Here is a 19812-nt window from a genome sequence, read left to right on the forward strand (position 1 = left end):
TTATCCCTCAATTCCTAAATAATCTTCTACTTCTGGTCCAATAGTTGAAACTTTTGTACCATAAATAACTTGAACACCTTTTCCATGGACAACTGTTCCCACAGCACCAGTGGATTTCAAAAGGTTTTTCTTAACAATATCAGAGTTATTTACACCAACACGTAATCTGGTAGCACAAGCTTCGAAGGTACTGATATTATCTTTTCCACCTAAACCATCAACAATCATAGCTGGAATACTATCAGTTGATTCACCATTAGCATTCTTTTCATCAACATAATCTTGTTTTGTATGTAGAACAGCTTCTTCTTCATCATCTTCACGACCAGGAGTCTTCAAGTTGAACTTGAGAATAGCAAATTTAAAGACGAAGTAATACAAAGCAAAGTAGAATAAAATCAATGGTATTAAGCCCAACCAATTAGTACGAGCTTGTCCAGGCAAAACACCATAGAGAATCATATCTAGTAAACCACCGGAGAACGTGAAACCAACACCAATCTTCAATAAGGAAACAAAGACTGCTGAGAAGGCAAACAAGACACAGTGAATACCCCAGAATAGGAATGGTGAAGCAAATAAAATAGTAAATTCTAGTGGTTCAGTAATACCTGTCAAAATTGATGTCAATGAAGATGATAGTAACAAACCTTTAACATCCTTACGCTTATTCTTTTTGGCACAATGATACATGGCCAAAGCAGCAGCTGGAAAACCACCAATCATAACTGGGAATTCAAAGGCAAAGTATCTAGCAGCCTCCCATGAAATCTTTTGACCAGCAGCCATTTGAGCAAAGACAATATTTTGTGCACCAACAATTGATTTACCAGCAATAGTAGCAGTACCACCAACAGCTGTTTGCCAAAATGGTAAGTAGAACACATGGTGTAAACCAAATGGAATCAAAGCACGGTAAACATATGCGTAGAAGAAAGTACCAAAGTAACCCGATTTACCAATCAAAGTACCTAATCCAGCAATTCCCATAGCAATGTATGGCCATAGAAAGGCCATGATAAATCCTCCAACAATACCAGCTAAGGCGCCGGCAATAGGACTAAAGTGTGTGCCACCGAAGAATGAAATAGCATCGGGAAACTTGATTTTGTAATACTTATTATGTAACCAAACACAAATCAATCCAATAAAAATTCCTCCAAAAACACCAGTATTCATGGTGTTAGTGAAGCCAAGCATATTTGTAAGTAGACCGCCAATTTTCTTTAGACGTTCCAGCTCACCAAAGTTAACAATGGCACTAGTCATAGTGGCATACATCATGAAGTAGCCAACTAAAGCTGACAGTGCCGCGACACCTTTTTCACTCTTAGCCAAACCAAGAGCAACTGAAACAGCAAATAAGAGACCCAAATTATTAAAAATAACACTACCACAATCATTAAAAATCGTTAGTAATCTGTTCAAAAATGTACCTGGTCCTAAAATTGCCTCTAGATGATACATTTTGATAAATGATGCACCTGTAAATGAAGCACCGATTCCTAAAAATAGTCCCGCAACAGGCAATAAAGCGATTGGAAGCATGAAAGTCTTACCGACATTTTGTAGTGCAGCAAAAGCCTTACTTCCCTCTTTATTCTTTGACATATTAACCCTTCCTTATCAGGGTTACCGGTAACCTAATTGTTAATTAACGTTATTTATACTAGCATGCAATTATTCCAAACCGACAGTTTCTTCTTTATTTCAAGAAACTATCTACGTGCTTTTCAGCATTTCCGATTTCAAATGCTTACAGATGATTATCTACAATCTGTGATAAAGCGTCTCTTTTAAAATAGTCATACTCACCAAAACCACTCCAAATGAAGACAAACTCCAATCCTCGATGGATAAATTCTATTTTTTTCCAACCTTGATATTCCTCTTTACTAACATCAGAAATTTCTTTCAAGGATAGATGATAAGTTTGCTTATTGGTTAAATTTTTCAAGTCTAATACTTTAACCAATAGCTCGTCGTCATTCAAAGAATAGTCTACATAACCCACTGTGACTTTATTTTGCGGTGCTATCACCTGTACGTATTCAAACATTTACTCACGTCCCTTCTTGTTTACAGAAAATACTGTAGTCCATCAAACGCGTTTCATAACAAGTAAAAATGCAAAAAAAATCTCTAGATATTAGATTTTTTTCTAATATCTAGAGATTTTTTGTTTTGGCGAATTTTATAATCAAGTTAGCCACTTTAGAAAAATGACAAAATAAAAACACCAAGACGTAAAAATCAGGTATCATTGGAGTTCTCACACAAACAATGAAAGAGGTTTTTCGTCTTGGTGCTAGAACAGAATATCATAAATCGTCCTAAAGGACATCATTTAACTGAAATTGAACGTGGAAAGATTGCTTCCTTTCATTCAATTGGCTACTCGAATCGCCAGATAGCTAAAGCTATCGGCGTTTCACCTCAGACTATTAATAATGAAATTAACAGAGGTACTGTTGAGCAGATCAAGAAAGTTAATGGTAAAGTTCAACACTTGAATTGCTACTTTCCTGACACTGCACATCAAAAGTATGTAAAGAACCGTAAGCTTTGCCATCGTCCTTCTAAATTCGACCAAGTCACAGCCTTTTTAGGCTTCTTTGTAAGCCAGTTCATAGATAATGGATGGTCACCTGATACGGCCGTTGGACGAGCTAAGAACGAAGAATTATTCTTAGTAGATGAAATGGTTTGTACTACTACACTTTACAAATATATTGATGAACAACGACTTGAAATCCGGAATATTGATCTGGTAGAAAAGTCAACTAGACCGACTAAGCAACATACTTCAAAAAAGCATAAGCGTCTACTTGGTCGTAGTATTGAGAAACGCCCTAAAAGTGTTGATAGCAGAGAATCCTTTGGGGACTTTGAGATAGACACGATTGTGGGCAAAAGAAATGGCCATGAGAGTGTCGTCTTAACGCTCATAGAGCGTAAGACACGCTTTGAAATAATGAGACTTATTGACGGTAGAGATGCCGACTCTGTAGATTATGCTATGAAAGAGATCATAAAGAACTATGGTGATCTTATCAATTCAATCACTGCAGACAATGGCCCTGAGTTCTCTAATCTATCATCTGATATGGCTGGCGTTGCGGATGTTTACTTCACACACCCATATACATCTTGTGAACGTGGAACAAATGAAGTACATAATCGAATGATACGTCGTGACTTGCCCAAAGGGCTGTCACTGGATACAGTCAGCCCAAAAGTAATAAGAGACATAGAATTTAAGCTCAACAATATGCCTAGAAAGTTATTGAACTATAAAACGCCACAAGAACTCTTTGCTAGTTCCTGTGGCGCTTAAAGACATATTTATAAACTTCAAATACTGATATCACTTGGATTCAATTTATTTTGTCCAAGTGGCTAACTTGTTATTGAAATTTTCGGATTTTTTGTTTTTCCAATCAATTATTGATCGATATCTTCAACACCTAAAGTAACATTCTCCTTAGCATTATCAACAGCGTCAAGGGCTGCCAAAACAACCATGCTGACGGGTAAACTTCTGTGTGGTTCATTACTATCAACAGCTTCCTCATCGGATACCATTGTAGCTGGTCTCAAGATAACACTTCTGAATTTGCGTTTCTTCAAATCATCTTCGGCATCACGTTTTGTTTGAATATATCTCTTGTTTGCATTAGGAATGTCGTCAACTGAGAAGTAAACAAAGACAGGAACATTGTTCTCTTCAGCTGCGTCGGCAATATTTAGAGCACTCTCATAATTAACTTTTTCAAAAGTAAGGTTCTCGTTAGAATCTTCATGCCACTCACCGATTGTATCAATAACAACATCCGCATCCTTTAAATATTGTGTCCAGAATCCCTTGGATAAAGCATTTCCAATCTTCCAATCAACCTTGCTGTGCCATGAATCATTTCCAACTGGTTCACCAGTTCTAGAAATACTTGTAACTGTATAATCATCTTCTAAAAGTTGTTGAGCAAATTCCTTACCTGCAAATCCGTTTGCTCCTAAAATAACTGCTTTCTTAGTCATAATTTATCCCTCTTTCAATTAATTCAAAGCTATTCAACATCCATAAAAGCTTCGTCAATCGTGCGATAATCTTTATCACTCAGTTTGATATCTAATGACTTAACGTTTTGATCAACTTGTTCCGGTTTTCTAGCCCCTGGAATTACGATCGAAATATTAGGGTTTTGCATGTACCAAGCTAAAATTACTTGGGCGACGGTTGCTTCGTATCTGTCAGCAATCTTCTCCACAATTTCCAATGAAGTTATAATATCGCCAAATTTTTCACGACTGTATTGACTAAACTTATCACTGTCGCTGAATCTATATTTCCCAGTCAACAAGCCCGACGCTAGTGGGAAATATGGAACAAAGGAAATCTTATTTTCCTTCAAATATGGGAATAATTCTTTTTCAGCGTCACGGTGTAATAGGCTGTAATTATCTTCAACAATATCAACAAGCCCGTCTTTATTAGCCTCTTTAATTTGATCCAATGAAAAGTTAGAAACACCAATAGCTCTGATTTTGCCACTCTTTTTGAGCTCATTCAAAGCTCTTACAGCTTGATCCTTAGGTGTTTTCTCATCTGGAAAGTGAATATAAAAAATATCAATATAGTCTGTTTTCAATCGTTTTAATGCTTCATCGACAGACTTTTTCAAAAATTCTGGACTATTATCAACTTTATTATTGCTAGAATCTTGAGCTGCCTTTGTAGCGATAACTAATTTACTGCGGTCATAATCCTGAATAACATCGCCAATAATTTCCTCTGAACGTCCTAAACCATACATGTAGGCTGTATCCAAAGTAGTAATGCCACTTTCAATAGCTTCTTTAACTACCGCATAACCGTCTTCATCTTTTAAACCAGTAAAAATATTATGGCCACCGACTTTATTCGTCCCTAAGCCTAATTTTTTACTTACTACATCCGTGTTACCAATCTTTACTAAATCAGTCATACGTTCACCTCACTATTTTTGAAACCGTTACCTTTATAATAGCTCAATTATGACAAAAAAAATAAGATTACGTCTAATTCGTAATCTTAATTTTAATAAATAATTATTTTAATTTTCAGATGGTAATTCATGTGCTTGACGTTTTTCTTCAATCGATTGACGAACAGCTTCTTCAGTAGCACGTCCACGTTTAGCAAGTTCACCATTTTCAAGTTCTTCTTTAACTTTAGCTAACTCATCAACCTCTTGATGTGCTTCAGGGTTATTACGTCTAAAAATAGCCATAACACTGTAAGCAATTTTTTCACCCATAAGAGTGACGAATGAACCAAGTAGGATAACAACGATACCAATAATAGTGTTAACCTTCATAGCCTCGCCTAAAACAATCAAAGCCAAGACTGGAGCCAAAGCTGGTTTAACTAGGAAAATCAATGAAGCCTGAAGAATACCAACTTTCTCCATTGAAAGGAAGTACAATCCAAAGGCTACACCAGTAACCAAGACAGAAATGTAAAGAATCAATGGTAATGTTTGTAAGGTAATTCCCTTGAAGAAAGGAATATTAATAAATTCAGAATAGTTACTTGGAATATTTTGAGCAATTGGTAAGTGACTTAGACCCATCAAAACACCCAATTCAGCTGAACCAAACAAGAATGATAGACAAGTCATTGAAAGACCATTTAATCCAATTTTGCCACCATTAACACGTGACATAACACCATAAACACCGAAAAGAATTGATGAAAGCAATCCTAACATGATACCCATAGCACCACTCAAGTGGAACGGATTAATAATAATCAAAAGACCGATCAAAGTTAAAACTAGAGCCAAGACATTAGTTCTAGATAATTTTTCTTTTAAGAATACGAAACCAATAATTAAACCAAAGATAGGATTAGCACTCAACATAATAGCGATAACTGAAGCAGTAGCCATCCCGATAGATAATTGATACAACGTCATACTCAAAACCACGATAACAAAGCCGGTTAAAGCAATACGTCCAAAGTCAGATCTAGATAATCTGACACTGTGCTTTCTAATGTACATCATAGTGAAAGGCAAAAGAGCCAAACCACCAATCAAGAATCTGACAAAGTTCAATTCAATTGGATTAAATTGGCCACCAGCAATCTTCAAGGCAATTTCCATAGAACTGAAAAGAAACGTTGGTATCAATATATAAAAGAAACTCTTTAAATTCAAAACTTAATTTCATCCCCATTTTTTGTAAGTCAATATTCTTAGTGTACTCCTGATTTTGGGGTCTATTTGAATGAAAGTGTTTCCAATTTTAAAAAAGAGAAGTCCAAGACTTCCCCTCCTAAAAACTACTTATTAATAATATTTCGAGAATAACCCTTACCAGCAGTCAAATCATACTGAACCAGACGATAATCATGAATAATTTGTTTCTGCTTCTTATTTAATCTATCCGTGGAAACCTGTTTTTCCCTATTATTAACATAAAGATTTTCATTCCCACCAACACTATTACGAGCCATAGCGGGAACATCCTCTTGAACTCGTGTCAACAAAGCATAGTAAGGCGTAACCTGTTGCTTCATTTGTCTCAAAGCTAAAGGTATAAAACCATTTGGATCAGTTACCTTGGTAGACTTAGACAACTTCTTCGTCCCATAATTATGTTCCAAAGCATAACGATTACTGTAAACAAAGTAATCAGTTGCATGTTGTTGAACATTGTATTGTGACATCTTATTGCCATCATAAATTCCTGGTAAGTGATCACCATACCAAACAATCGTAATTGGTTTAGAAATCTTATCAATCTCATTTAAAAAGGTTTGAGTAGTTTCATCAGTCATATTTAACCCTTTGGAAAAATTAGCAACCTGTTGTAAGTTTTTACCCGCACCTTTACCAGTAGCCTTGAATTGATTACCAGCATAATTAGTCGTATAAGGCATGTGATTTTGCATCGTTACGAGATTAATGAATTGCCCACCCTTTCTTTGATTAATTTGCCATAGAACTTCTTTATAGGCTGAGTCGTCACTAATGTATTGACCTCCGTCAGCCGTTGCTGTGTAATGTAGTCCTAATTTACCGGAAGTATTAATATTTCTAAAAGTTTGCATACCAAATTTCTGATAAACCGTATTACGATCATAAAAATTACCATAATAAGGATGGATTGCTGCAGTAGTTTTGAAACTATTGGCAATATTGAGCGGATGTTTTTGTTTAATAACCAGCTGCGTAAATGGTGAATTCAAGGATTTCGAGAATTGATTATAAGCTAATCCCGTTAAAGTCATATATTCAATATTTGCAGTTCCTCCTCCATAACCAGAGCTCATCATCAAGCCTGAAGTATTATCCTGTTTAACTTTTTTAATATTAGGGATTACCTCTTGATTCAACTTAATATTGGGAACACGACTAGGATCAGAGAAACTCTCACTCAAAATAAAAATTAAGGTCTGTTTTTGTAAATTATTATTAGGACGATTCTGATTAATTTCATTTGCTTCGTTACGATATTTTGTAACGATACGTTGCATAGTAGTTTTATTGTAATCAGTTGGTTTATTCATAACGTCGATATGCATGTTAGTTAAAAACGTTAGTAGTGGGCCGTTACTATTAGCTGACCAATTAATATTAGCCGCAAAATCCGAGTACCCTGCTTTGTTGAGTACAAAGTGATTAAAAGTTCCTTCACGACTGGAAGTATAAAAGCTTCCCAAACTTAAAACCATTAACAACACCAATAGAAATCTAGAAATCGGTTTAAAATGTAGAAAATTGTTACTGTACTGCTTTTCTAAGACAAAACATAATGCGGCCAGAATTAGAATTATAGCAACGACCCAAACAATCAAACCGAGCTTAACCATTGAGAGTAATTCCTTAATATTACCTAAGAACATCAAGTCACTAGGCAAAATTGGTTCCGAGCGATACTGCACTTTTAGATGATCTGCTAATCCATAGATTCCAAAAAAAACATAAAAGATCATTGTCGAAACAAAGAAGTGATTCGTTAAACCATACAATCCCCAATAAACAATTAATAGCAGCACTACTGTTATCAAATAGACCGGAAGATTATCTTTAAAAACCATCTGAGCACTATAAGAAATTGATGTTAGTTGAGCATAATCTAATAAGTATCCCATCAAGAAAGCTGACAGAACAGTAAACAACCCTTGTCCTAAATAAACAACTCTTTTTCTCTGCATAATCAAAGCATCCTTTAGCATATATATCATTACATTAATAATAACTCTTTTGTTTTTTTAGAAAGTAAAAAAATAATGTTCATATCAACTAATATATATCGTTAATATGAACACTTTTTTCATTTTGATAAGATTATATAATTTAGAGTAAAAATTTAAAGACATTTTTACTTATTGATTGTTGCTTTCGAATATCCTTTACCAGCAGTCAAATCATACTGAACCATCCGATAATCATCAATAATCTGCTGTTGTTTCTTAGTTAGTTTGTCAACACTCTTGCTATCTTGATTTACATACAAGTTATTAGTACCCTCATCAATACTCTTAGCCATAGCTGGAGCATCTTGTTGAACTTTAGTTAACAGTGCATAGTAAGGCGTTACCTTTTGATCCATTTGTTCCAACGCCAATGGAATAAATCCATTAGGATCAGTTACTTTTGTAGCATTATTTAGCTTAGTTGTGCCTTCACCATGATCTCTGGCGTACTTATTACTGTAAATAAAGTAATCTGTTTGATGTTCCTCAACATTATATTTATAAATATCAACGCCATCGTATATACCTGGCAAATGATCACCATACCAAACAACTGTAATTGGTTTATTTACTTTATCCAACTCTGCTAAAAACTCTTTAGTTGAATTATCAGTGGTATTAATACTTTTAGCAAAGTTTTCAATTTGTGTACGTGAACTATCAGTAACACCTGAACCACTAGCTTTGAATGGATTATTGGTGTAATTATTGGTATAAGGCATATGATTTTGCATTGTGACTAAATTGATAAATTGGCCACCTTTAGCCTGATTAATTTGCCACAAAGTATCCTTATAAGCTGATTCATCACTGACATATTCCATTTCTGGCAATGTGTCAGCATATTTCAAAGGTTCCGTCTTAGATGTGTCGAGGTTTCTGAATGTCTGAATTCCAAAGTTCTTGTAAACTGAATTACGATTATAAAAGTTCCCATGGAATGGATGAATGGCGGCACTCGTCTTAAAGCTGTTGGAAATGTTGATTGGATCTTCTTGCTTATTAACTAGCTGCGTATAAGGTGATTGCAAAGAATCGGAGAATTGGTTCATGGCTAGACCGGTTAAGGTCATATATTCCATATTGGCAGTTCCCCCACCATAGCCAGAACTCATCATCAAACCAGAAGTAGTGTTCTCTTTGATTTTTTCAATGCTAGGAATTGGATCTTGATTGAGCTTTACACCAGGAACTCTATTTGGATTAGAGAAACTCTCACTCAAAACGAAAATCAAAGTTTGCTTGCTCAAGTTATTATTAGAACGATCTTGGTTAATATCGTCAGCGACGCCTTGATATTTTTTAACCAATTTTTCCATTTTTTGTTTACTATAGCCCTTGGGCTTATCCATCACGTCAACGTACATATTACCTAAGAAGGTCAGCATTGGACCGTTACTATTTGCTGATTGATTGATATTAGAAGCATAGTTAGTATAACCAGCTTTAGCCAAAACTTTATAAGTAAAAGAATTGTTATCACTGGCTGTGTAGAAACTACCAATGCTAATAACTGCTAGAGCAATAAAAATCAATCTAACAATGTAATTAAGGTGCAATGCATATTTGCCAAAAAAATGTTCTAGTAGGATAGCTGCTGCTATCAAAATTATTAGTAGAACTACCATAAAAATAACTATTTTTGGTGTAACCATTGACAAAAGTCCCTTAACATTCTTCAAAAGGCTCAAATCACTAGGTAAGATCGGTTCTGACCGATAATTAACCTTCAAACGATCGGCGACCGCGTAAATAGCAAAAAATACGTAGAAAATTGCCGAAGCGTAGAAAAAGCGGTTACATAAACCGTACAAGCCTAAATAGATCAAAAGTAGGATCAACACCGTCAATAAATAAGTGTTCAAATTTGATTGAAAAACAATCTGTTTGGAAAAGACAATATCGCCTGTTTGAGCGTAATTCAAAATAAAGCCGACTAAAAAAGCCGATGCAATAATGAAAATGAATTGCACTATCCTCAATATTTTAATTTTTTTTTGCATTAGTAAAACGTCCTCATTAATATCCCTTAATATAATTAATATATTAAACCAAATTCCGTTAATATCTAGTTTTATCGTAGATTAATTTTGGAAAAAGTTTATTAGTCATAGTTTTTCCTCTTTATTTGGTTTAATAATTAAGCATAATCTTAAAATCAAATTAGGATTATTTGATACAAAAAGTACAAATTCATTTTTATGAATTTGTGCTTTCGTATTCTTTAATCAAATCAATCAAAAATTTTTGACGATTCTCATCGGTTGTTACATTAACCTGCCCAAAATGAATCCAGGTCGTATTTTTAGGATTTAAGCCAATATCAGCCAAAGTACGATCAATGAAAACTGATTGGATGGGGTCTCCACAATTATTCACTAAATAATCTTTCGTTGTCGTTGAAGTAGTTACAACTGTGACCTTTTTTATTTGTGTTAATAGACCCTTCCAACCGTCACTTTCATCATAAGCAAAACCACTTAGTAAGACACGATCGAAGAATCCCTTTAACATAGCTGGTAAATTGTGCCACCAAATCGGAAAGATAAAAATCAATTCATCAGAATTGTTTATTCGACGTTGATATTTTCTTACCAACTCGTCACTAGTTCGTCCTTGACTGTATACCTTCAATTCCTTTGCCGAAAGAACCGGGTTGAAATTATCCGCATACAAATTGATCACTTCAAATTCCTCATCATTTCGATTAAAATAGTTCGACAATGTATTTAGAATCTCATGATTGAAACTACTGGTATTGGGATGAGTATAAATAATTGTTTTCATATCTAGAATCTCCTCGTGAATCATTGGCTTTAGTATATTATCTTTGAGGAAATTTTTGACATCAATATGTGCTTAATTTTATTTTCTAATTTGATTTAGGATATTTAATTGTCGTTAAACTTACCAGCAATTGACATTGTAGGTTGAATATTAATAAAAGCACTAGGATCAACATCTAAAATAATCTTTTTGGCAAAGAATAATTGATACTTGGTTAAGACCATCGTGATTGATCCAATCTCTTCTCCAGAATAAGCACCCTTCAAATGATAATCCAATGTCAAACCACGATTGAGTGATTTGAGTAATTCCTGAGAAATCTGATCAATTTTATGTGTATAAACTGTGACAGTAATCTTCTGTTGTTGAATATACATTTTATCAATCACCATATTGGTAATATAAATTGAAATAATTGTATACAGAGCTAATTCCCAGCCAAAGGTAAAGCCAGCAATCGTAATGATAATCGCATTAACCGCAAAGCTAACTTGTCCAACGGTTCTACCCGTACTTCTTTGCACGATCAAGGCAATAATATCAGTTCCACCAGTTGAAAAACCGTAACGGAAACAAAGTCCAATACCTGATCCAGACAAGATACCACCAAAGACAGCTGACAACAATGGATCTTTGGTCAACGGATGCAATGGAACAATTAAAATAAATAACGATGCTGAAACGATAGAAATAATCGACAGAATCGTAAACTTCTTGCCTAACTTAAACCAGGCTAAAATTACCAATGGTAAATTTAATAATGCATACCAGAAGTAAACTGGTGTACTCGTTTGTGCAAATTCATTGAGCAAGTTAACGATCAACTGTGCCGCACCAGTCACACCACTGGTATAAAGCTTTGCCGGCTGTAGCAATAATTGAATTCCTAGAGCCGAGGTTATTCCATAGAAAAGAGCTGCAAAAATACTTTTATAATAGTCTCTAATAAATTTCATGAAATCGCCCCTCCTTTTACTGTAAATATATATTCATATCATATGAATTATAGCAAACCTCATCATATATAAAACAGTTCAAATGTATCATTACTGACAAATTTTTTGTATATATTATAATTAAACCAATGATTGGAGGATATTTAATGATGCAAAAAATTGGTTTCATCGGTACTGGCGTCATGGGCAGTGGCGTTATAAACAATTTATTAAAAGCGGGTTATGCTGTTGATATCTACACAAGAACAGAATCAAAAGCTGAACCGCTAATTAATCAAGGTGCTAAATGGTACGCTGACCCTAAAGATGTGGCTGAAAGTGCCGATATAATCTTTTCAATGGTCGGTTTTCCACAGGATGTTGAAGATGTCTACTTCAAAGATAATGGTATCTTTGCCGGTCTATCAGCTGGTAAAATTATCGTTGATATGACAACTAGCACACCCACACTTGCTAAAAAGATTGGTCAAAAAGCTGAAACAATTGGCGTTCAATCTTTAGACGCCCCTGTTTCTGGTGGTGATGTTGGTGCTCGTGATGGTAAATTAACTATCATGGTCGGTGGTTCCAAAGAAGCCTACCAAGCACTTCTTCCCATTTTTGAAATTATCGGTAAAGCCAATCACTACTTCGGATCTTACGGTGCTGGTCAACATGCCAAAATGGCTAATCAAATCATGATTGCCGGTACGATGACTGGTCTAACAGAAATGTTCGTTTATGCTAAGGCTGCCGGTCTCGATTTACAATCAGTCTTAGAAACTGTTGAAGGTGGTAGTGGTGACAACTGGAGTTTAGAAAACTATGGACCTCGTATTTTAAACGGTGACTTCAAACCAGGTTTCTATTCCAAACATTTCCTTAAAGACTTACGCATTGCACTTGATGAAAGCGAAAAAATGAACCTTGACCTTCCTGCTACTAAACAAGCTAAGAAATTATATGAAACATTAGTCGATGATAAAGGTTTGGGCAACGATGGTACTCAAGGACTTATCAAACTTTGGTGGTAATATGTCACTAAAGTTTGATGGAGTGAAAGATACCCTCTTTTTTCCTTAAACAATAACTCAAAAATCTAAAACAGTACCTATTTAGGATTACCGTACATTACGGATATTCAAATAGGTACTGTTTTTTAATTTAAAAATCAAAAGGCGACTATTTATACTCAGACAAACGACTCATCAACTCCAAATGATGTTTAATTGAGAGTTTTTTTACGACTCCTAAACCAGGAAACTTATCCCCATGACCATATTCTAATAGTGTTTCTAATGCGGGAGTTAGATTAAGCCCATTAATATTTTTATGAACCCAAGGTGCCAATTTGTTCATAGCTTCAAAGAATTTTTGCTTTTGTCCACGCATAGACTCATTACTGTCAGAAACAAAATGATGCACACGTAAACTACCATCCGCAGTCACATAGATAATATGAATTGCAATTGCCCTTGATGGCATACCTTTATCAAAATAAATATGACCTAACATTGAATAATCACCGAAGCCACTGAATCCATCAACTTGTCGATACCAATCTGGACCCTCAAAAAATTCATCATCTAATTGAGCGTAGTCTTCTACATGGTGATGAAATGAGAACGGATCAGTCAAACTAGCAGCTTTAATTCCAATTAACTTATGCATCCTGGCGACATTTGGAATTAACAATTTATTCACTTTTTTCAAAACGGTAGTATCACGGTATGCTTTAAGCAGTTCATAATTGTTTACAATTAAAATCGACTTTTGTTGCGGTAAGGTTCTTAAGAAATCACTTCGAAAATCAGCCGTCAAAATAGCACTTGGCACGTAAAAATCTAAGTTATACACATCCGGTAGTGGATAAAGTTTCGTATCATTCAAACCATATACGCTGACCTGTGGATTAGCAATTACACTGAACGGCTGCTTTTTATCGACAAAAGTTTGAACCGTTCTTTGCAACTCCTTAGAATCACGAACTGGTTCAATTATTGGAATAATCTGTGAATTAAACCAGCCTTCTTCACATAATTCCTTCAATGCCAATAAATCGTACATTCGTCCACGAAAATAAGGATAATAGATCATATTTTATCCTCCAAATTGGGTTGTTGTAATCTCTGCAGCTGTAACTTCAATTCTTGATATTCGGCATTTCTGGCATCTAATTCATCCTGTAACGCTGTTATAGCATCATTTTGCGTTTCTTCAATAAAACGATCATAAAGATTATTGTCAGGATTATAAACATCGTAACCAGCTTTTTGGCGTTTCTTCAGTTCTTTAAAGAGCCTATCTTCAGAATATAGCTGCAAACCTTTCTCAACTTTCTTGGCTTTATCAACTTCTCTAAAGAGTGAGGCTACAAAATGACTTGTTAACTGTTTTTCATCAACCTGAAGTTCTTGAAATTGAGCTTTTTTAGCGATAGTTAAAAATCCTGGTGCGACTAATGTCTGCGGTGAAGCTTCCATTGCTTTTTTATCAAAAGCTCGATAAATCAAAACACCAATATGACTAGGAATTTCATCAGCCACTTCTTCGAACAGTTTCTGTGGCAAGACGAAGTAATTGTAATTACCAATAAAAGACAATTTGGCCTTAGAGTGAAAATCTGATTTTGTTACTTTCAATTCATAGCAACGCCATTCAATTTGATCATTTCGTAATTGCTGGTAACTCAGCGTATCAACAATTCCTTTATCATCTGGCATTGAAACCTCTTCAACAACATACGATCCCTGTTCTTTACAATATTGATAAAGTGTACTCTCTAGATTCTTAGTTAACTTAGTTTTCATCTTGTTCCTTCCAAAAGTTATCCACCGTGCCTGTTAATTGTTGTAGCGATGAAATACGACGATAATTCTGCCAATGTTGTGGAAAAAGTCTGGTATAACGCATACTGCCAAAACGCTGATCCACTAATAAAACAATTCCCTTATCGTGACTGCTTCTGATCAAACGCCCTGCGGCCTGTAAAACGTTATTCATTCCTGGCATTTGATAAGCATATTCAAATCCATGTCCATTTTTATTATCATAATAATCTCGAATCAAATTATTCTCGGCACTCAATCCTGGTAACCCAACACTAACGATAGCGACACCAATTAATTTATCACCTCTTAAATCAATTCCTTCGGAGAAAATACCACCTAAAACACAAAAGCCAACTAGCGTTTCCTCACTATCATTGTCGAATCGATCCAAGAATTCTTGTCGAGTCACACTGTCCATCTCAGATGTCTGAGTAATTGTATTAACATGTGGATAACTTTTTTCAAAACTAGTTTTTACTTGTTCTAAATACCCATATGACGGAAAAAAGAATAAATAATTACCTTTTTTACTATCGATTAAAGTTTTTAAGCTCTTAACAATCTTTTCTTGATTAAATTCTCGTTGTCGATAAGTTGTTTGAATATACTGTGTTATCAAAATGGCTTGATGATTAATTGGGAATGGTGATGGTAATTGATACGCCAAACTATTAGCGCTCCCACCTAAAACGCTTTGGTAATAATCCATCGGCGACAAAGTGGCTGAAAATAACACTGCTCCTAAGCCAAGATCCAATGACTGATCAATAAAATGACTGGGATCGAGACATAGCTGTTTAACAATAAGATGTTTATTATCTATAACAATCCGGGTCTTGTACGTATCGTTATACAACGCTCCAATTTTGACAAAAGTCAGACAATCGAAGAAATAGTCTTTGGCACTATCCAAAAAGTCGGATGGCTTTTGATCTTGCATCCATTCACCCATAAAGTCATCAAACTTACCTAAAATTTTCAAAAGTTCATCAGGTGCATCTGAAGTTATCTTTTCTTCTAAATCATCGGTCTGTAGTTGTTTCTTTATTTGATTGAAGACGCGTCGAACTTTTTTCAACTGTTTCTGAAAATCTTTACTTGTTTTAGTTTCAATCTTTTTAGCCATCTTCAATAATGAAGTAATCTTAAAATCACTTATTTCCGCTGAATACATTGACCGTGAACGACTGACCAAATTATGAGCCTCATCAATTAGGAAAAAATTATCCGTATCTTTTTCGACAAAAAAGCGTTGTAAATAGACTAGCGGATCAAACAAATAATTGTAATCACAAATAATAACATCACAAAATAATGATGCATCCAGTGAAAACTCAAAGGGATCAACGGTATGCTTCCTTGCATATTTCTCTACAATTTCACGCGTAATGGCATCCTCATTAGTTAATAAATCAGCTAAGGCTGGCTTCAACCGATCATAATAACCAATCATGTATGGATCTTTTTCTGGTGGCACATCTTGTTCTTTAAAACGTATTTTATCTTTAGCCGTCAAGGTAATACTCTTCAACTGGAGTCCTTTTTTTGACATCAAATCAATTGTTTCTTCAGCAACTCGCCTGGTACTCTGTTTGGCGGTTAAATAGAATAATCGTTGAATTCTTTCCTCTCCCATTGATTTAATGGCCGGAAACAAAGTTGAGATAGTCTTGCCAGTTCCAGTTGGTGCTTCGACAAAAAGACGCTTTTGATAGTAAACCGTTTTGTAAACAGCCGCCGCCAACTCATGTTGACCAGTTCGAAATTTATCAAACGGAAAAGATAATTGTTGAATCGATTGATTACGAGTTTTTCGTAATTTAGCTCTTAGAACTAACCAATACTCGTATTCTTCTATTAAATTTTGAAAAAAATCATTCAATTGATCACGTTCAAAAGTTTTGTCATCGCTTGTTATTGTTTCAGTACTGACTTGAAAATAGGTCAGTCGTAAATCAACGTGTTTTAACTCTGGATGTTCCTTCAAAATAATATAACCATAAACCTTAACCTGTCCCCAATAGAGTTCCAATGTGTTGTCACTTAATTCGTCGAAGGGTTGGTCCGAAGTTTTGATCTCTTCTATTAGAATACTTTTATCTGTCGTAGTTATTCCATCGGCACGTCCTGAAATGACGTACTCAGTATCGTTCATGGTTACTTCAGTCTTTAGATAGACTTCACTTTCGTAATCGGTATTCTTTGAACGTGTTTTTTGTAGTCTACGATGGATTCGGGAACCGTTTTGAGCCGTATTTTGACTATTCTTATTTTCCATTAAGTCACCGCTACGCAGTACAAACTCAACTAACTGTCGAATTCCAATTTTAGTTGCCATAGACTACCTCCTCAAATTACTATTTAACATTGTAAAACATACGTTCGATTTTGTCTGTAGACAATTTATTGTAAAAGTTAGTTCAATCCTACTCATTTCTCAGCTACTTTTTATAATAAAAAAACCATATAATTAATATTATTAATTCAGTTAGGGATGTATTTCATGCAGATTAGTACCGAGGATGTTTTAATCGATTCACTAAATAAGCTTTTAGAACGCAAATCAGTTGATAAAATCACCGTTAAGGATATCGTCTCTGAATGTGATCTAACTAGACAAACATTTTACAATCATTTCTCCGATATTTATGCACTGGTGGAATACTCTGCCTGCCAAAACGCTAAAAAATATTTGGATGACGCTTCTGACTATGACAATTGGCAAGAAGGTTTTTACAATATCATGGTCAAAATAAAAGAAAATAAGACCATTGCTCAAAATGTTTATCATTCCATTTATCGTGACTTAATGGAAAAATATATCTATGACGTACTTTACGGTTATATCATTCAAATCGTCGAAAAACAGGCCGAAGGTATGTCCGTTTCACAAAATCATAAAGATTTCATTGCTCATTTCTATAGTCTTGCTTTCATCGCCGTTATTTTCGAATGGATCAGTGACGATATGAAGGGTGATCCTGAGGAAATTGTCGAGCAAATTGGCGTTTTAATCCATGGTGATTTCAAAAAGGCTTTAAATAAATACGCTAAATAATTTTACAGATATTGGGAAGTGTAAATAATATTTACACTTCTATTTTTTTGTCAATTGTTCATTACTGGAGTTTATTTTATCTTGAATGCAAGGACAAAGTTCCTTTGACATTTTCGAAAGAAGGCAACAACAATGAACATTTATAAAACAATGTATCATCCCCACAAACCAGCCGGTATTGATGACCGCAAAGCCAATATTATTGGTGGAGGAATCGCCGGATTGGCAACGGCAGCATTCTTAATTGATGATGCTAAAATGCCTTCTCGTAATATTACTATTTACGAGAAGAAGCCTGTTATGGGTGGTTCTATGGACGGAACTAAAGGTAATGAAGGTTATCTTTGCCGTGCTGAACGTGAACTAGAACCTTATATGGAATGTCTCTGGTATCTCTGCAGCAAGATCCCTTCACTTGAAAATGAAGGCAGAACTGTACTTGATGATGTCGTTGACTTCAACCGTGATGAACCAATTCACACTGAGGCCAGAGTTATCGTTAACCAAGGAGAAATTGACGGACAATATCATAATTATAAGATGCCTCAACGTTATGTTACCGCTATGGCTAAAATTGTTTCTTCAACTGAAGAAGAATTAGCTGACAAACGCATCGATGAATTTTTTGACAAAGATTTCTTCAAAACTAATTTCTGGACTTGCTTCCACAGTCAACTAGCCTTCAAACACTACCACAGTGCCATCGAATGTCGTCGTTACTGGCAAAGATTTACTTTCATCAACCGTCATGAATACCTTGAAGGTTTCATTCATACTAAATATAACGAATATGATGCAATTATTTTACCTATCGAAAGATGGTTGATTGATCATGGAGTTCACTTCGTTAACAACTTCTCAGTTTACGACCTAACTCTTGATACAAAGAACGACACTGTTGAAGCAATTCTTGCCCACCAAAACGGTCAAGATGTCACTATTCCCGTAAGCAATAAAGATTTAGTCTTCGTTACTAGCGGTTCAATCAGTGAAAATAGTTGCTTTGGTGATAACCACACTGTTGCTAAGACTAATACTGATACTGAAGATATGGGTACTTTCACCATTTGGAAGAACATAGCCAAGAAGGATGACAAATTTGGACATCCCGATAAATTCTTGGGCCAAATCGACCAAACAAAGTGGATTTCCTTCTTCCCTACTGTCAAAGGCTATCCTGAATTCTTCAGACGTATCGAAGAATTATCCGGAAGTAAAGCCGGTACTGGTGGTTTAATGACTTTCAAGGATTCAAATTGGGATATGTCATTTGAAATTCACCACAAACCATTCTTCCCTTATCAAGCTGACGATGAAGAAGTTGGTTGGGGATATGGTCTTTACGGCGAAAACGTTGGTAACTATATTAAGAAACGTATGTGGGATTGTACCGGTGACGAAATTATGACTGAACTTCTTTATCATTTAGGTATGTTGGACATCAAAGATGAAGTTCTAAAACATACTTACATGTCAACAGCCATGATGCCTTACGCAACCAGCCAATTCATGCCTCGTAAATTAGGCGATCGTCCTAAAGTAGTTCCCGACGGCTGTACTAACCTAGCTTTCTTAGGTCAATTCGTTGAAGTCGATGACGATGTTGTCTTCACTGTTGAAACTTCAGTTAGAACTGGTTTGGAAAGTGTCTATGAATTACTTGATGTCGATAAAGATGTTCTTGAAGTTAACCCTTCAAGATACGATATCAGATACTTGTTAGAAAGAGTTAAACGTTTCAACGGTATCAAGGGTAAGATTACACCTGATATGTTGCCACAATTAACTCCGGATCAACTCCCTGCTGTGACTCAAGAACTATTGCACTACGTAAATAATATTCCACCATATTATACGATGTACCTTGGACGCGACAAGACTGTTCCATACAAGGAATCAATCTTGCATCCCAAAGCACCACACAGTAAATAAACTCTAACAAGCAAATAGCCAGTA

16 protein-coding genes are annotated in these 19812 nt (G+C 35.3%); 4 read left to right on the forward strand and 12 right to left on the reverse strand.

All coding sequences use genetic code 11. The annotated features are described in order from the left end of the window. On the reverse strand, window positions 1-1611 hold the full coding sequence (locus ACI6PB_RS11370; RefSeq protein ID WP_404327440.1) for a PTS transporter subunit EIIC: 1611 nt from the start codon (window positions 1609-1611) through the stop codon (window positions 1-3). Between the two features lie 145 nt (window positions 1612-1756). After that, a complete protein-coding gene (locus ACI6PB_RS11375; RefSeq protein WP_025086280.1) occupies window positions 1757-2059 on the reverse strand; it encodes a hypothetical protein in 303 nt (100 codons plus the stop codon). Between the two features lie 243 nt (window positions 2060-2302). Between ACI6PB_RS11375 and ACI6PB_RS11380 the strand changes: the two genes are divergently transcribed. Continuing rightward, complete coding sequence (locus ACI6PB_RS11380; protein WP_059075255.1) at window positions 2303-3337, forward strand: IS30 family transposase; 1035 nt, start codon at window positions 2303-2305, stop codon at window positions 3335-3337. A 107-nt stretch (window positions 3338-3444) separates the two neighbouring features. Here ACI6PB_RS11380 and ACI6PB_RS11385 read toward each other — a convergent pair whose 3' ends face one another. From ACI6PB_RS11385 to ACI6PB_RS11415, 7 genes are all read right to left on the reverse strand, one after another. Further along, on the reverse strand, window positions 3445-4038 hold the full coding sequence (locus ACI6PB_RS11385) for an NAD(P)-dependent oxidoreductase (RefSeq protein WP_025085653.1): 594 nt from the start codon (window positions 4036-4038) through the stop codon (window positions 3445-3447). 29 nt (window positions 4039-4067) lie between these two features. After that, the gene (locus ACI6PB_RS11390; protein ID WP_309510693.1) at window positions 4068-4985 is read right to left on the reverse strand and encodes an aldo/keto reductase; all 918 of its coding nucleotides are present in this window, start codon (window positions 4983-4985) and stop codon (window positions 4068-4070) included. Between the two features lie 108 nt (window positions 4986-5093). Next, window positions 5094-6200, reverse strand: coding sequence for a DMT family transporter (locus tag ACI6PB_RS11395; RefSeq protein ID WP_025085651.1), 1107 nt, complete (start codon window positions 6198-6200; stop codon window positions 5094-5096). Between the two features lie 125 nt (window positions 6201-6325). Continuing rightward, on the reverse strand, window positions 6326-8203 hold the full coding sequence (locus tag ACI6PB_RS11400) for an LTA synthase family protein (RefSeq protein WP_309510692.1): 1878 nt from the start codon (window positions 8201-8203) through the stop codon (window positions 6326-6328). A gap of 167 nt (window positions 8204-8370) precedes the next feature. Continuing rightward, complete coding sequence (locus ACI6PB_RS11405; protein WP_309510691.1) at window positions 8371-10248, reverse strand: LTA synthase family protein; 1878 nt, start codon at window positions 10246-10248, stop codon at window positions 8371-8373. Window positions 10249-10444: 196 nt separating this feature from the next. Next, on the reverse strand, window positions 10445-11032 hold the full coding sequence (locus ACI6PB_RS11410; RefSeq protein WP_025085649.1) for an NAD(P)H-dependent oxidoreductase: 588 nt from the start codon (window positions 11030-11032) through the stop codon (window positions 10445-10447). 104 nt (window positions 11033-11136) lie between these two features. Continuing rightward, a complete protein-coding gene (locus ACI6PB_RS11415; protein WP_025085648.1) occupies window positions 11137-11988 on the reverse strand; it encodes a YitT family protein in 852 nt (283 codons plus the stop codon). A gap of 149 nt (window positions 11989-12137) precedes the next feature. Between ACI6PB_RS11415 and ACI6PB_RS11420 the strand changes: the two genes are divergently transcribed. Continuing rightward, window positions 12138-13001 (forward strand): NAD(P)-dependent oxidoreductase, encoded by an 864-nt coding sequence (locus ACI6PB_RS11420; RefSeq protein WP_025085647.1) that lies wholly within the window; start codon window positions 12138-12140, stop codon window positions 12999-13001. 148 nt (window positions 13002-13149) lie between these two features. Here ACI6PB_RS11420 and ACI6PB_RS11425 read toward each other — a convergent pair whose 3' ends face one another. Genes ACI6PB_RS11425 through ACI6PB_RS11435 form a run of 3 tightly spaced genes read right to left on the reverse strand, consistent with a single transcriptional unit; the run spans window position 13150 to window position 17136 of the window. Beyond that, window positions 13150-14064: a sce7725 family protein gene (locus ACI6PB_RS11425; RefSeq protein ID WP_404327441.1), complete on the reverse strand. Its 915-nt coding sequence runs from the start codon at window positions 14062-14064 to the stop codon at window positions 13150-13152. Then, window positions 14061-14777: a hypothetical protein gene (locus ACI6PB_RS11430; RefSeq protein ID WP_025085645.1), complete on the reverse strand. Its 717-nt coding sequence runs from the start codon at window positions 14775-14777 to the stop codon at window positions 14061-14063. The genes ACI6PB_RS11425 and ACI6PB_RS11430 overlap by 4 nt, the downstream gene beginning before the upstream one ends. After that, window positions 14767-17136 carry an ATP-dependent DNA helicase gene (locus ACI6PB_RS11435; RefSeq protein ID WP_404327442.1) on the reverse strand — a complete coding sequence of 790 codons (2370 nt, stop codon included), beginning with the start codon at window positions 17134-17136 and terminating at the stop codon, window positions 14767-14769. Before ACI6PB_RS11435 ends, ACI6PB_RS11430 begins: the two co-directional genes overlap by 11 nt. Window positions 17137-17301: 165 nt before the next feature. Here ACI6PB_RS11435 and ACI6PB_RS11440 point away from each other — a divergent pair, with 165 nt between their 5' ends. Beyond that, entirely contained in the window at window positions 17302-17856 is a 555-nt protein-coding gene (locus ACI6PB_RS11440) for a TetR/AcrR family transcriptional regulator (protein ID WP_404278433.1), read from the forward strand. A 132-nt stretch (window positions 17857-17988) separates the two neighbouring features. Next, complete coding sequence (locus ACI6PB_RS11445) at window positions 17989-19788, forward strand: oleate hydratase (RefSeq protein ID WP_404327443.1); 1800 nt, start codon at window positions 17989-17991, stop codon at window positions 19786-19788. Window positions 19789-19812 lie beyond the last annotated feature (24 nt).

This window comes from Companilactobacillus paralimentarius (assembly GCF_963227125.1).
Taxonomy (GTDB): domain Bacteria; phylum Bacillota; class Bacilli; order Lactobacillales; family Lactobacillaceae; genus Companilactobacillus; species Companilactobacillus paralimentarius.